Genomic DNA, 13,322 nt, shown 5'->3' with positions numbered 1-13,322 from the left:
CCCCCGGAATGACCCCGGCCCCCCGGTCGTTACACCTGGACCCCGGCGCCACGAGCCCCCCGCTCGCAGGCCGCCGACCCCTCAGACTTTCCCGGTTTGTTTGTGCAGCGCCGGACGAGGTGCTCACACCCCGCCGCCGTTCCCCCCTTTGGCGGTTCGGGTGTTCCTACCCCCGAAGGAGCTACCCCCATGAACACGATCTTCCGTAAGAGCATGCTGTCCGTTGCTGGTCTCGCGTTCGCCGGTGGTGTCTTCGCCGGCCCGATCGCCGCCCACGCCAACCCGGCCGTGGACGCCAAGCCCACCGCCGCAGCGGTGGCCGTGCAGGCGCCGAAGCCGCAGGGCGAGCAGTCGCACATCACCCTCAACGACGAGCAGAGCGCCAACGTCAAGGCGATCATCGCCGCGACGAAGAAGGCCGGCCTGCCCGAGCGCGCCGCGGTCATCTCGATCGCGACGAGCCTGCAGGAGTCCAAGCTGGAAAACCTGGGCCACCTCGGCGACGCCAACGATCACGACTCGCTGGGCCTGTTCCAGCAGCGCCCGTCCAGTGGTTGGGGTACCCCGGAGCAGATCACCGATCCTGAGTACTCGACGACCGCGTTCCTCAAGGGCCTCAAGCAGGTCGACGGGTGGCAGGACATGCCGCTGACCGTGGCCGCGCAGACCGTGCAGGTCTCGGCCTACCCGGACGCCTACGCCCAGTGGGAGCAGCAGGCCACCGACCTCGTCGCCCAGCACTGGAACAGCTGACCACCAGCACACCCGCACCACCGCACGGTAAGACCCAAGACCACCGACCGCTGGCCGGCACCCGCAACCCGGGGTGCCGGCCAGCGGCGTTTGCATTGCCATCGACCGCCCGGCACCCGCACCATTGACCACCTGACGCCAGACGCCCGGCCACCGGAACACCGGACGCCGGAACGACAGACGCCGGACCCGGAACGCCAGACGCCAGACGCCGGACGCCGGAACGACAGACGCCGGACCCGGAACGCCAGACGCCAGACGCCAGACGCCGGACCCGGAACGCCAGACACCGGACCCCGCAATGCCAGACGCCGGGACGCCGGGACGCCGGGACGCCGGCCGTGATGGTGGGGGTGGGCCATGCAGGGGGTCACCGGGCGGCTCGGATGGCCTCATCAAGCAGCGTTCGTTTACAGATCTTGGACACTTTCCGTTCCGCCCTAACGGAAACTGTCCAAGATCTGCAGGGATACCCCACCGCGGCCCACCCGCAGCGGTCAGAAGAGGACGGTGGCCAGGGTGCCGATCGGCTGGAAGCCGCAGCGCTCGTAGACGCGGCGGGCCGGGAGGTTGAAGTCGTTGACGTACAGGCTGACGGTGGGGGCGACCCGCAGCAGCGCGTCGCGCACCACGGCTGCCATGGCGGCGGTGGCGATCCCCCGGCCCCGCCACTCCGGTGCCACCCAGACGCCCTGGATCTGCGCCGTCCGCTTGGTGACAACGGCGAGTTCGGCCTTGAACACCACTTTGCCGTCGATGATGCGGGCGTACGCGCGACCGGTCCGGACCAGGTCGTTGACCCGCCGGCGGTAGCTGCGTCCGCCGTCCTCGGCGAGTGGGGAGACGCCGACCTCTTCGGTGTACATGGCCACCGCCGCCGGGAAGAGCCGGTCGACCTCGCCGGAGCGGACCTGGCGTACCTCCGGGTCGGCCGGTACGGGTGGCAGCGTGTCGGTGACCAGCAGCGGCTGATTGGGGCGGACGTCTCGCGCTGGCCCCCAGGTGTCGGAGAGGCGGTCCCACAGCCCGAGGACGGCGTCGGCGCGGCCGACGATGGAGGAGCAGAGCCGTTCCTCGCCGGCGAGCAGGTCGGCGAAGGCGCCCACCGCGGCATCGCTGGCCAGCACCGGGGTCAGGTTGCCGCCGAGCCAGCAGAGTGATTCGAGGTTGCGGCGGGCTCCGTACCCCAGGATTCTGCCTTCGGCCCGCCACCAGGAGAGCCCGCGCGCGGCGATCCGCTCGGCGACCTGCGCGCCCGCGAACGGGTCATGGTCGAGCAGTCGCTCGACCGCGCGCCGCTCCGATTCCCCCAGTTGGCGTACCGGCACCGTCAGCACGACTATCAGCCTGCCAGATTGACCCCCCGCTCCGCCGGTCGAGTGACAAGGCCGGCACCGGCTTCACGGGGCGGCGTCCGCCCGGCCCATCGGACGACCGGGGGCACCAGGGCTCCGAGCAGGAGGAACAGGGCACCGAGCACAAGCCAGCCGGGTACGCCCCAGCCGAGCGCAAGGGAGGTCACCACCACCGGCGCGAGCATCTTGCCCAGTTCGTAGCCCATGCCGTACGCGCCCTGGTACTGCCCCTGGGCGTCCGCCGGTGCCAGCCCGAAGGAGATGCCCCAGCCGGCGGCGGAGTGCCACAGCTCACCGGTGACGTGGGCGACCGCCCCGAGGCCGAGCAGGCTCACCGCGCCGGCCGTGGGCAGCGCACCGCTGGCGGCGAAGAGTACGCAGGCCAGGGCGATGGCGACGCCGGCTCGACGGGCGGCGCGGGCGGCTCCGGGCACTGTGGCGGCGGTACGCGCGGCGCGGACCTGAAGGAGCACCACCAGCACGGTGTTGACAAGCGTCAACGCGGAGATCATCCAGGCGGGGGCCCGGGTGTGGCCGGCGATCCACAGCGGCAGGGCGATGGTGAGCAGGCTGAAGTGCATCGACATCAGCCCGTCGACCAGTGTGAAGGCGAGGAACGGGCGATCGCGTAGGGCGACCAGTCGAGGGCCGTGCGCCGGGGCGGCGACCGGGGCGACGGTCGGCAGTCGGAGGAAGATCACCGCCGCGGCCAGTGACGTCGCCGCCGAGGCCAGGATCAGCGCGACGTAAGCGGTGCGGGTGTCGGCGGCGATGGCGAAGCCGCCGAGGACGGCACCGACGGAGATCCCGACGTTGGTGGTGGCTCGCAGGTAGGCGCGGGTGCGGACCCGCTCGCCGGCCGGGATCGCTCCGGCGATCAGCGCGCCGCGGGCGCCGCGTTCGATCGCGTCGGCGAGCGCGGTGGCGGCTCCCACCAGTACGAGCGTGGGCAGCGACCGGACGGCGATCAGGCCGATGGTGAGGGTGCCGGCGGCGAACAGCGCACCGACCTGCACTCCACGTGGGCCGACGCGGTCGGCCAGGTAGCCGCTCGGGGTGCTGGCCAGCACCCCGACCAGAGCCGAGATGGTCAGCCCGATGCCCACCTGGGTTGCCGAGAGGCCGACCGACCGGGTGAGGAAGAGCGCGCTGGCGACGAGCCAGAGGCCCCGCCCGACGGTCTTGACCAGGGTGCCGAGGGTGAGGACCCGGGACGGACCCGGCGGGGGTAGCAGGCGCATGACCGAGACTTTAGCAAGACGTACGTACGGTTTGGGAACCCCTGCTTGCCGACGATGCATTGCCGATATATCGTTGATGCATCAGCGATAGTCCTCCGAAGGGAAGAGCCCGATGAGGTTCCACCGACAGCACCACCCGATGCACGAAGCCCGGATGCGGGGATTCGGCTTCCCGCCGGTCCCGCCCGGCCCGCACGGTCATGGCCACGAGCACGGACCCGGCGGCGGCCCCTGGGGCGGCCGGGGCCGTGGACGGGGTCGGGGCCGACGCCCCAACGTCCGCGCCTCCGTCCTGGCCCTGCTCACCGAGCGGCCGATGCACGGCTACGAGATGATCCAGGAGATCGACTCCCGCACCGGCGGTGCGTGGCGGCCGAGCCCGGGCTCGATCTACCCCACCCTCCAGCTACTGGAGGACGAGGGCGTGATCGTCGCCAGCACCGAGGAGTCCGGTGGTGGGCGGAAGCGGTTCACCGTCAGCGAGGCCGGTCAGGCCGAGGCCACCGAGGCCGCGCAGACCCCGCCGTGGGCGGACGTCGCCCAGGGCACGGTGAGCAGCTGGCACGACATCCGCGACTCCGGCGCACAGGCGATGAACGCCCTGCGTCAGGTGATGATGCACGGCACCGACGACCAGCGCGAGCGGGCCGCTCAGGTGCTCGACGAGACCCGACGCAAGCTGTACGCGATCCTCGCCGAATCCGAGTGACGCCAGCACCGCGCCACGACGCCCGAGCGCCACGACACACGAACGCACCAGGAGGCGCGAACATCATCACGAGCACGAGCGCCACAACCCACGAAAACCACAGCAGCACTGACGCGAAGCGGCCGTTCCCCGAATGGGGAACGGCCGCTTCGTCCAGATGGAAAATCAGTGCACGGTGACGGTCGGGCCGGTGACCAGCCCGCGCAGCTCCTCGGGGAGTTCGGCGCCCATCTCGTCGGCGATCCGCAGCGCCTCCTCGATCAGCGTCTCGACGATCTGCGCCTCAGGCACCGTCTTGACGACCTGCCCCTTCACGAAGATCTGGCCCTTGCCGTTGCCGGAGGCGACGCCGAGGTCGGCTTCCCGGGCCTCACCCGGACCGTTGACGACGCAGCCCATGACGGCGACCCGCAGCGGCACCGGCAGCCCTTCCAGACCGGCGGTGACCTCCTCGGCGAGCTTGTAGACATCCACCTGGGCCCGCCCACAGGACGGGCACGAGACGATCTCCAGGCCGCGCTCGCGCAGACCGAGGGACTCCAGGATCTGGTTGCCGACCTTGATCTCTTCCACCGGCGGGGCGGAGAGCGACACCCGGATCGTGTCGCCGATCCCCTCGGCCAGCAGCGCGCCGAAGGCGACCGCCGACTTGATGGTGCCCTGGAACGCCGGCCCGGCCTCGGTGACGCCGAGGTGCAGCGGGTAGTCGCACTGCTCGGCGAGCTGCCGGTACGCCCGGATCATCACGACCGGGTCGTTGTGCTTCACCGAGATCTTGATGTCGCGGAAGCCGTGCTCCTCGAAGAGCGAGCACTCCCACAGCGCCGACTCGACAAGCGCCTCGGCGGTGGCCTTGCCGTACTTGCTCAGCAGGCGCTTGTCCAGCGACCCGGCGTTGACGCCGATCCGGATCGGCACCCCCGCGTCCCCGGCGGCCCGGGCGATCTCCTTGACCTTGTCGTCGAACTGGCGGATGTTGCCCGGGTTGACCCGGACCGCCGCGCAGCCGGCGTCGATCGCGGCGAAGACGTACTTGGGCTGGAAGTGGATGTCGGCGATCACCGGGATCTGCGACTTCTTGGCGATCGCGGGCAGCGCCTCCACGTCGTCCTGGGACGGCACCGCCACCCGGACGATCTGGCAGCCGGACGCGGTCAGCTCGGCGATCTGCTGAAGGGTCGCGTTGACGTCGGAGGTGAGGGTCGTGGTCATCGACTGCACCGACACCGGCGCACCACCACCGACCGGAACCGAACCGACCATGATCTGGCGGCTGGCCCGGCGGGGTGCGAGCGACGGGGGCGGCACGGCGGGCATACCGAGACTGATAGCTGTCACTTCAGGCACTCACCTTGAAAAGAGCGTGATCGGGTTGACGACGTCCGCGGCGATGGTCAGCAGCGTGAACGCGCCACCGATCAGGATCACCACGTACGTGAAGGGCATCAGTTTGAGGTAGTCCACCCGGCCGGGGTCGGCCCGACCGATCCGCGCGTAGACCCAGGAGCGGGCCCGTTCGAACCAGGCGATGGCGATGTGGCCGCCGTCCACCGGGAGCAGCGGCAGCAGGTTGAACACGCCGATGAAGAAGTTCAGCGACACGAAGAGCATGAAGAAGACCAGCCAGGCGTTGTTCTCCACCGCCTCGCCGCCGAGCCGGCTGGCGCCGACCACGCTGATCGGGGTGTCGACGTCCCGTTCGCCGCCGGTGAGGGCGGTCCACAGGGCGGGGACCTTCTGCGGGAGGCGCTGGAGCGCCTGGGCGGTGCCGACGGCCAGGTCACCGGTGAAGTCGGCGGTGGCGCCGAAGGCGCCGACCGGGCCGTACGTCACGCGGGTGGGCGTGCTCGGAACGAGCCCGACGCCGAGCGCGGCCACCGGCGCGGCGGTGCCGTTGGGGTCGTCCAGCGGCGGGCGCTGGGTCTGCGCGAGCACCGTGCTGGTGGTGGCGGGCTGCCCGTCGCGGACGTACGCGATCTGCGCGGTTTCGCCCGGCTTGAGGCTGCGCAGCGTGGTGAGCAGGTCGCCGTAGTTGCCGATCGGGGTGCCGTTGATCGAGGTGATCCGGTCACCGTTCTTCAACTGCGCCTGGGCGGCCGGGCTGGCCGCGTCGGCGGGGGTGCACGCCCGCACCGCGTTCTCCGGGACCACGCAATCGCTGAGCTGGATGACGGCGGGCTCCTGGCGGGCCTGCGCGTCGGTGGTCGGGAAGTCGGGGTTGGGCAGGCCGGCGGAGACGGCGAGGATCCAGATGGTGACCAGGGCGAGCGCGAAGTGCGTGATCGACCCGGCGGCCATCACGATCGTCCGTTTCCAGACCGGGTAGCGCCACATCACCCGCGACTCGTCGCCCGGCTCGACGTCGTCGTCCTGCGGCGTCATCCCGACGATCTTGCAGAAGCCGCCGAGAGGGATGCCCTTGAGTCCGTACTCCGTCTCACCCCGGCGGAACGACCAGATGGTGGGGCCGAAACCCACGAAGTACTTGGTGACCTTCATCCCGAACGCCTTGGCGGTCAGCAGGTGACCGGCCTCGTGCAGGCTCACCGAGATGAGAATGGCCAGGGCGAAGAGGACCACCCCGAGCAGGTACGACATCAAGCTCCTTCCACCGAACCCGCGATGATCTCCTGCGCGTGCGCGCGCGCCCACGACTCGGCCGCGAGCACGTCCTCGACGGTACCTGGTTCGTCGAAGTCCGGAGCCTCCTCCAACACGCGTTCGAGTGTGTCGACGATGCCGAGGAACGGCAGCCGGCCCGCCACGAACGCGGCCACGCACTCCTCGTTCGCCGCGTTGTAGATCGCCGGGCGGCAGCGCCCGGCCTCCCCGGCGGCCTTGGCCAGGGCGACGGCCGGGAACGCCTCGTCGTCGAGCGGCGCGAACTCCCAGGTGTGCGCGGCCGTCCAGTCGACGGCGGTGGCGGCCTCGGGAACCCGGTCCGGCCAGCCCATGCCGAGCGCGATCGGCAGCCGCATGTCCGGTGGGCTGGCCTGGGCGATCGTCGAGCCGTCGACGAACTCGACCATCGAGTGGATCACCGACTGCGGGTGCACCATCACGGTGATGTCGGCGTAGGGCACGTCGAACAGCTCGTGCGCCTCGATCACCTCCAGCGCCTTGTTGACCATGGTCGCGGAGTTGATCGTGACGACCGGCCCCATGTTCCAGGTCGGGTGCGCGAGCGCCTGCTCCGGCGTGACCTGCGTCAACTCGTCGCGCCGCCGACCCCGGAACGGGCCGCCGCTGGCCGTGACGATCAGCCGCCGCACCTCACCGCGCGCCCCGGAGCGCAGGCACTGGGCCAGCGCCGAGTGCTCCGAGTCGACCGGCACGATCTGCCCCGGCCGCGTCACCGCGGCCTTGACCAGCGGGCCGCCGGCCACCAGCGACTCCTTGTTGGCAAGCGCGAGGGTACGACCACCGCGCAGCGCGGCCAGCGTAGGAGCGAGGCCCAGCGAGCCGACCACCCCGTTGAGCACGATGTCGCACGGCCACTGGGCCAGCTCGGTCATCGCGTCCGGGCCGGCCACGATCTTGGGAAGCTTGAAGTCGCCGGTGGCCCAGCCGCGCCGGCTCGCCTCGGCGTAGAACGCGAGTTGCAGGTCCTGCGCGGCGGACGCCTTGGCCACCCCGACCGCCTCGACGCCCAGTTCGAGGGCCTGCGTGGCGAGCAGTTCGACATTGCCGCCGCCGGCACCGACGGCGACGACCCGGAACCGGTCCGGGTTGCGCCGGACGATGTCGATGGCCTGAGTGCCGATCGAGCCGGTGGACCCGAGCAGAACGAGGTCGCGGGGGGAAGTCACGAAGCCATTCTTCCCCACCCGGGCTGCACGCCCGCTGGGAGCCTCAGGCCTCGCCGTCCGCCGACTCTTCCGGGGGCGCTTCCTCGCCGAGCAGGTCGTCCGGGTCGATGGTGAACTCGAACGGCTCGCGCATCACGAAGGGTGTCCCGGCCGCGGCGGCGGCCACCGGCCGGTACTCCCCCTCGGTCAGCTCGTACAGCGCGATGGTGGGCACCCGATTGCGCAGGTCGACCCGGAGGAAGAACGGCACACCGGCGGCGGCGTACTCGCGCGGACGGTCGATGATGTCCTTGCGCCGGTTTCCGGGCGAGACGATCTCCCCGAGAAGCACGGCGTGCCTGATGTCCATCGTCGTTCGGCCGCCGCCAGGAGCGTCGAGAATGACGATGTCCGGGATGAAGAGATCTTCGCCAGAGACGATGTTCGTCTCGAGATAGAGCCACAGCTTCGCCCGACGGGCCGCCTGCTTGAGGAGATAGGCGAGACCCAGCTCCGCGTCCTGATGGTCATACCCGGCATGTGGTGTCACGATCACGCTTCCGCTCAGGACCTCAACCTTGGGGCCGTTGGTCTCCGGCAACAGGTCGAGGGCGAGCTGCGCGGTCCACGGCTCGTCGTGCCACCGCAGCACGTCGAACGACGGCTCGGTGTGCTGCGGCGCCGGCTCCGGCGCGAACGCTGCCTGGGCCATCCGGGCTCACCCCCTCAGCGGACCATCCTGCTCAGGTCAGCCTAGTCACCGCAGCCCCAGAAGCGCGGCATCGCACACCCGGTCCGTTGATCCGAGATGACGACATCGAGGCACGCGGCCTCACGTGGCGCGTGCAGATCTTGGACACTTTCCGTCATCGCCGAACGGAAAGTGTCCAAGATCTGCGGGCCGGCACCCGATCGGCCTCGGTCCGGCGTCGTGCGACGGCCAGCCACACCGCTGCGCCGACGCAGAGGACGGCCAGCAGGGACAGCAGCACCAGGGCCGGATTGATCCAGGCGGGCACCAGGTCGTGGGTGGCGTTGCACCGATCGTGCAGCGGGAACCATCGCGACGACTCACGCCAGTGGGCGGCGCGGTAGGCACTGTCGTAGTTGACGCCGGCCTGTCGGCAGGACTCCGCCGAACTCATGGAGGAACCCGCGAACGCCCCGACGAACCAGGTGACAGCGGTGGCGACGATCGAGAGGCCGGCCGTCGCGACGAACCAGCCTGGAGTCTTCCACCGGCCGGTGAGCAGGGGTCGGCCCCAGAACCAGAGCAGGAACAGAGCGGGTACGGCGAGGCAGAGCCCGGTCGTGACGACACCCATCCCGTCTGTCCGCCTTCCCCCCAGCGAGCTGGTCTTGATCATTGCACGGGCTGGCTCGCCGCCGTGAGGCGTCCGCATCGTCACCCCCACAGCACGGAAGTCGGGGTGCCCGCGCGCTGCGGACACCCCGACGTCACCTAGCGCGTGCCGATCAGGGGGTGATGACGAACTGGGAGCCCGGCTGGATGACGATGTTGCCGTCGGCCGAGTTGGTGATTGTCACGTTGGTGAGGTTGGCGTTGCCGCGCGCGCCGCCCATCGCGAGGATGCCGGCACCGTTGTTCGACTTGTCGATCCGCACGTTGGTGATGGCGACGTTCGGCATGTTGCCGCCGCCATTCTTGAACTGGATGCCGTCGTACGTCGAGTCGATGATGTCGGTGTCGCGGATGGTGACCCCGACGATGTCCCGGGTGGCGGGGAACAGGGTGATCGCACCGAACTCCTGGTCCTCGTTCCAGAAGGCGCCGCCGGTGCGGTAGAGCCCGTTGTTGGCGATCAACGTCGTCCCGGAGAACGGCAGCGGGTCGTGGTCGGTCGCCAGCATGATGCCCGGGTAGTTGGCGGTGTCGTAGATCAGGTTGTTCTCGATCGAGTTGTCGTAGCCGCCGTAGATGGCGATGCCGTTGGCCCGCCAGGGCAACTGGATGGTGTTGTTGACGAAGTGGTTGTCGTGGGCGATGTCGACGTTGCGGTCCTTGACGTACGGGTTGGCCCAGACGGCCAGGGCGTCGTCGCCGGTGGTGCGGAACGACGAGTTGAACACCCGCGAGTTGCGCGTGCCGTTGCTGAAGTTGATGCCGTCGGCGTACGTGTTGCGGATCCGCATGCCGGTGAACTCCAGCCCGTCGGCCGGCCCCCACAGGTCGGGGATGTTGTCGTAGTCGCGACCCACCCAGACGCCCACGTTGGCGTGCTCGATCCAGACGTTGCTGATCCGGGTGCCGGTGCCGAAGCGACCGTTCAGGCCGACACCGCCCTCGGCGTTGCCGTCGCCGCCGCGGATCCGGCCGGAGCCGAAGATGGCGATGTCGGAGATCTGGGTGTTCTTGTCGATGTCGAAGCCGAAGTTGCCCTCGTGCGGGTGGTTGATGCCACCGGCGTTCTGCGGCTCGGTGAGCGTGTAGAGCTGCGAGTGCCACATGCCGGCGCCCCGAATGGTGACGTTGCTGATGCCGACCTGGTTGTGCGTACCCCGGTTCAGTGGGTCGTCGGTCAGGATCTTCTGCTCCTGCCGCCACTGCCCGGCGGGGATCCAGACGCAGCTGATGACGCCGTTCTGGTCGTCGGTCACCGCCCGCTGGATGGCGGCGGTGTCGTCGAGCCCGTCGTTCGGGACCGCGCCGTACTGGGTGATCGAGGTGCAGCCGGCCGGTTGGCTCGCCGCCGGCGCCACCTGCTCCAGGTCGATCATGTCGATGACGTAGAAGGCGGCGGTGTCACCCGAGTCGCGCTGCAACTTGAACCGGGTGCCGGCCGGGTACGACTGCGCCAGCAGCGCGTTCGACTCGTCGAAGAGCCGTCGGGCGTCGGCCTGCGGGGTGTTGGTGAGCGCCTCCGGCCCGTCGGTGTTGCCGTAGAGCCAGCTGTGCTTCGACGACAGGGTCAACTTCCGGGAGAAGACGTCGTTGACGTAGAGGCTGATGGTCGCCTCGATACCGCCACCACCGGGGGCGTCCGGGATGGAGTTGCGCACCACTATGGAGTTGGCCTGGTTGGTCGAGGTGAACTCGACGAACTGGCCGGTGCCGGTGAGCCGGACCGACTTGCGGCCCGAGGACTCGCTGGCGAAGTTGGTGTGCCCGAAGGTGCGCAGCGGGTCGGCCTCCAACAGCGTGCCCTGGTAACGACCGGCCTCCGCCTCGTACGAGACGTACGGGACGGCGGCCCCGCGCCCGACCACTATCGACTGGCTCAACGAGTTGTTCGTCTCGTTGGTCTCGGTGACCACGTTCGTGGCGTCGGCGGTGGCGGTGAGGGTGGCGCCGCCGCTGGTGGCGGTCCAACTACCGCTGACGGCCACGGTGGCCGTCGCGCCGGCCGCGATCGAGGCGGTGGTCGTGTTGAGCGTGGTGCCGCCCGCCACCAGCCGGGTGACGGTGGTGGTGCCGGTCGCCGCGGTGCCCCGGTTGCGCACCGCCACGGTGAAGGTGACGGACGCTCCGACGGCCGGGTTCGGCGGGTTCGAGGCGATGCTGAGCACCTGGAGGTCGGGGCCCGGGGCCTGCGTCACGACCAGCGGCGACGCGGCGGTGAGGCTGTTGTTGCCGTTGTTCTGCTCGACGATCGTGTTCGCCGGGTCGACCACCGCCGCGACGGCGTAGCTGCCCATCGGCCGGGTACCGGCGTTGAACGTCACGGTGGTCGAGGCGCCCGCGGCGAGGGTGCCCACCGAGGCGCTGCCGACGACGGCGCCGGCCAGGCTGAAGTTCACACTGGTCGCACCGGCGGACGCCGACCCGATGTTCTGCACCACGGCCGAGAGGGTGACCGGCGAGACCTCGCTGGGCGACGCCGGCGACCAGGTCACCGAGCTGACCACCAGGTCCGGGTTGGGCGCCGGGGTGCCGCACACCTCTAGTTCGGCGACCTGGCCGGACGGGGCACCGGTGTTGCCGGTGAACCGCAACTGCACGTCAGCGGTGGTGGCGGTGACCGGGATGGTCACCACGTTGGTGCCCTGGACGAACTGGTAGGCCGCCGCCGACACGAGGCTGGTGTACGCCGACGACGCCTGGTCGCGACCGAGGACCTGGATGGTCTGGGTACGGGTGCCCCAGGCCGGGTCGGGGTTGAGCTTCACAGTGACACCGGAGATGGCGTGGTTCGCGCCCAACGCCACTGTCAGGTTCTGCGGGTAACTCGCCGCACCCTCCCAGTAGGTGCCGAGCTGCCCGTCGTTCGCCTTGTCCGGGGTGAAGCTGAAGGTGGAGCCGCTCGCCGTCATGCTCTTGCCCTGCGCCACGTTGGTGCAGGGGGGCGGGTTGCTGCCGGTCCGGGTGACGGTGTTGCTGTTGCCGGAGAGGTTGCCGGCGGCGTCGCGGGCCCGGACGTAGTAGGACACCGTCGCCGTGGCCGGCTGGGTGTCCTGATAGGTCAGGACGGTGCCCAGCGTCGCGATCAGGCTGCCGCCCCGGTAGACGTTGTAGCCGGCCAGCCCGCTACCACCGGAGTCGGTGGAGGCACCCCAGTTCAGCGTGATCGTGCTGCCCGACGTGCTCTGCGACAGCGTGCCCGGGACGCTCGGCGCGGTGGTGTCCGGGCTGGTGCCGCCGCTGCCGTACACCTCCAGCTCGGAGAGCTGCCCGGCGGGCCAGCCGCTGTTGGCGGTGACGGTGATCCGGACGTAGCGGGTGGACGTCGAGCTGAAGTTGATCGTGACGGTGCTGCCGCTCGCCGGGTTGAAGGTGTACGTCTGCGACCCCACCAGGTCGGTGAAGGACGAGCCGTTGGCGCTGCCTCGCACGCTCAGCGTCTGCGTCCGGGTCCCCCAACCGGCGGTCGGCAGTTTCAGCACCACCTGGTTGACGCTCTGCGACGAGCCGAGATCGACCTGCACCCACTGCGGGAACGCGTTGTTGACGCTCTCCCAGTAGCTGCCCGCGTTGCCGTCGACGACCTTCGACGAGTCGTAGACGTCGGCGTGGCCGCTCTCCTGGGTGGGACGGCCCTGCGCGAGGTTGGTGGCCGCCGGGGCGAAGCTACTGGTCGCTGCTGCTGCGGTGTCGGCGGGACGGGCGGCGGCCGGGGTCGCGACGGCGGTCGCCCCGGCCGTGGCGATCAGCGCGGCGACGGCCGTGGCCGCCACCATCCTGAACAGATTCGTTCGTCTCATGACTGTCCTGTCGTCGGGGGCGGTTGCCGCGGTGGCGTGACCACGGGGGTGGGGGTGCGGCGGTGCAGCGCCGGCCGACGCGGGTGGGCCGGTGCCGAGAGAGACGGGATGGCACGGGCGGCGCGGGGGCGCCGCTCGTCCTGGGAACACCAGATGGGTACGACCATCAACGGGCCCCCGAGGAGGCCCGTTGAATCTTCCGAGGCTGTGCGCAGAACCGTGCATGTCTTTGTCGAAATCTTGCGCTACTTTGGCCCAAAGGTTACTGACGTGCTACGGGAGCGTCAACACTTCGACACCCGTGATTATTGACGGA

10 protein-coding genes are annotated in these 13,322 nt (G+C 70.0%); 2 read left to right on the top strand and 8 right to left on the bottom strand.

All coding sequences use genetic code 11. The features are described 5' to 3' along the window. The first annotated feature begins 189 nt into the window (after positions 1–189). Positions 190–753, top strand: coding sequence for a hypothetical protein (locus ACX27O_RS13310; protein WP_458939507.1), 564 nt, complete (start codon positions 190–192; stop codon positions 751–753). Positions 754–1,250: 497 nt separating this feature from the next. Here the strand turns inward: ACX27O_RS13310 and ACX27O_RS13305 are convergent, their stop codons facing one another. Together ACX27O_RS13305 and ACX27O_RS13300 are read right to left on the bottom strand one after the other, a co-directional pair. Beyond that, entirely contained in the window at positions 1,251–2,090 is an 840-nt protein-coding gene (locus tag ACX27O_RS13305) for a GNAT family N-acetyltransferase (protein ID WP_030335160.1), read from the bottom strand. A 5-nt stretch (positions 2,091–2,095) separates the two neighbouring features. After that, on the bottom strand, positions 2,096–3,349 hold the full coding sequence (locus ACX27O_RS13300) for an MFS transporter (protein ID WP_030335161.1): 1,254 nt from the start codon (positions 3,347–3,349) through the stop codon (positions 2,096–2,098). Between the two features lie 112 nt (positions 3,350–3,461). Between ACX27O_RS13300 and ACX27O_RS13295 the strand changes: the two genes are divergently transcribed. Further along, positions 3,462–4,058, top strand: a complete 597-nt coding sequence (locus ACX27O_RS13295) for a PadR family transcriptional regulator (RefSeq protein ID WP_030335162.1) — start codon at positions 3,462–3,464, stop codon at positions 4,056–4,058. Between the two features lie 165 nt (positions 4,059–4,223). Here the strand turns inward: ACX27O_RS13295 and ispG are convergent, their stop codons facing one another. The 6 genes from ispG to ACX27O_RS13265 all read right to left on the bottom strand — a co-directional run bounded on the left by ispG (position 4,224) and on the right by ACX27O_RS13265 (position 13,006). Then, positions 4,224–5,396 (bottom strand): flavodoxin-dependent (E)-4-hydroxy-3-methylbut-2-enyl-diphosphate synthase, encoded by a 1,173-nt coding sequence (ispG, locus tag ACX27O_RS13290; RefSeq protein ID WP_030335165.1) that lies wholly within the window; start codon positions 5,394–5,396, stop codon positions 4,224–4,226. Between the two features lie 9 nt (positions 5,397–5,405). Next, positions 5,406–6,656: a M50 family metallopeptidase gene (locus ACX27O_RS13285; protein ID WP_458939506.1), complete on the bottom strand. Its 1,251-nt coding sequence runs from the start codon at positions 6,654–6,656 to the stop codon at positions 5,406–5,408. After that, on the bottom strand, positions 6,656–7,867 hold the full coding sequence (gene dxr / locus ACX27O_RS13280) for a 1-deoxy-D-xylulose-5-phosphate reductoisomerase (RefSeq protein ID WP_030335169.1): 1,212 nt from the start codon (positions 7,865–7,867) through the stop codon (positions 6,656–6,658). The genes ACX27O_RS13285 and dxr overlap by 1 nt, the downstream gene beginning before the upstream one ends. A 43-nt stretch (positions 7,868–7,910) precedes the next feature. Further along, positions 7,911–8,558, bottom strand: a complete 648-nt coding sequence (locus ACX27O_RS13275) for a Uma2 family endonuclease (protein ID WP_051708722.1) — start codon at positions 8,556–8,558, stop codon at positions 7,911–7,913. 154 nt (positions 8,559–8,712) lie between these two features. Then, on the bottom strand, positions 8,713–9,171 hold the full coding sequence (locus tag ACX27O_RS13270) for a hypothetical protein (protein ID WP_051708723.1): 459 nt from the start codon (positions 9,169–9,171) through the stop codon (positions 8,713–8,715). Between the two features lie 151 nt (positions 9,172–9,322). Next, positions 9,323–13,006 carry a CARDB domain-containing protein gene (locus tag ACX27O_RS13265; protein ID WP_458939505.1) on the bottom strand — a complete coding sequence of 1,228 codons (3,684 nt, stop codon included), beginning with the start codon at positions 13,004–13,006 and terminating at the stop codon, positions 9,323–9,325. Between the last annotated feature and the right edge of the window lie 316 nt (positions 13,007–13,322).

It is taken from the genome of Micromonospora sp. SD19 (genome assembly GCF_054462275.1).
The sequence above is the reverse complement of the archived record's forward strand: the minus strand, read 5'-3'. Positions and strand labels throughout refer to the sequence as shown.

What these genes read in the sequence shown, in the direction of transcription:
- ACX27O_RS13310 (WP_458939507.1), top strand. Translation starts at nt 190, where the DNA reads ATGAACACGATCTTCCGTAAGAGCATGCTGTCCGTTGCTGGTCTCGCG.
- ACX27O_RS13295 (WP_030335162.1), top strand. Translation starts at nt 3,462, where the DNA reads ATGAGGTTCCACCGACAGCACCACCCGATGCACGAAGCCCGGATGCGG.
- ACX27O_RS13275 (WP_051708722.1), bottom strand. Translation starts at nt 8,558, where the DNA reads ATGGCCCAGGCAGCGTTCGCGCCGGAGCCGGCGCCGCAGCACACCGAG.
- ACX27O_RS13265 (WP_458939505.1), bottom strand. Translation starts at nt 13,006, where the DNA reads ATGAGACGAACGAATCTGTTCAGGATGGTGGCGGCCACGGCCGTCGCC.
- ACX27O_RS13300 (WP_030335161.1), bottom strand. Translation starts at nt 3,349, where the DNA reads ATGCGCCTGCTACCCCCGCCGGGTCCGTCCCGGGTCCTCACCCTCGGC.
- ACX27O_RS13285 (WP_458939506.1), bottom strand. Translation starts at nt 6,656, where the DNA reads ATGTCGTACCTGCTCGGGGTGGTCCTCTTCGCCCTGGCCATTCTCATC.
- ACX27O_RS13270 (WP_051708723.1), bottom strand. Translation starts at nt 9,171, where the DNA reads ATGGGTGTCGTCACGACCGGGCTCTGCCTCGCCGTACCCGCTCTGTTC.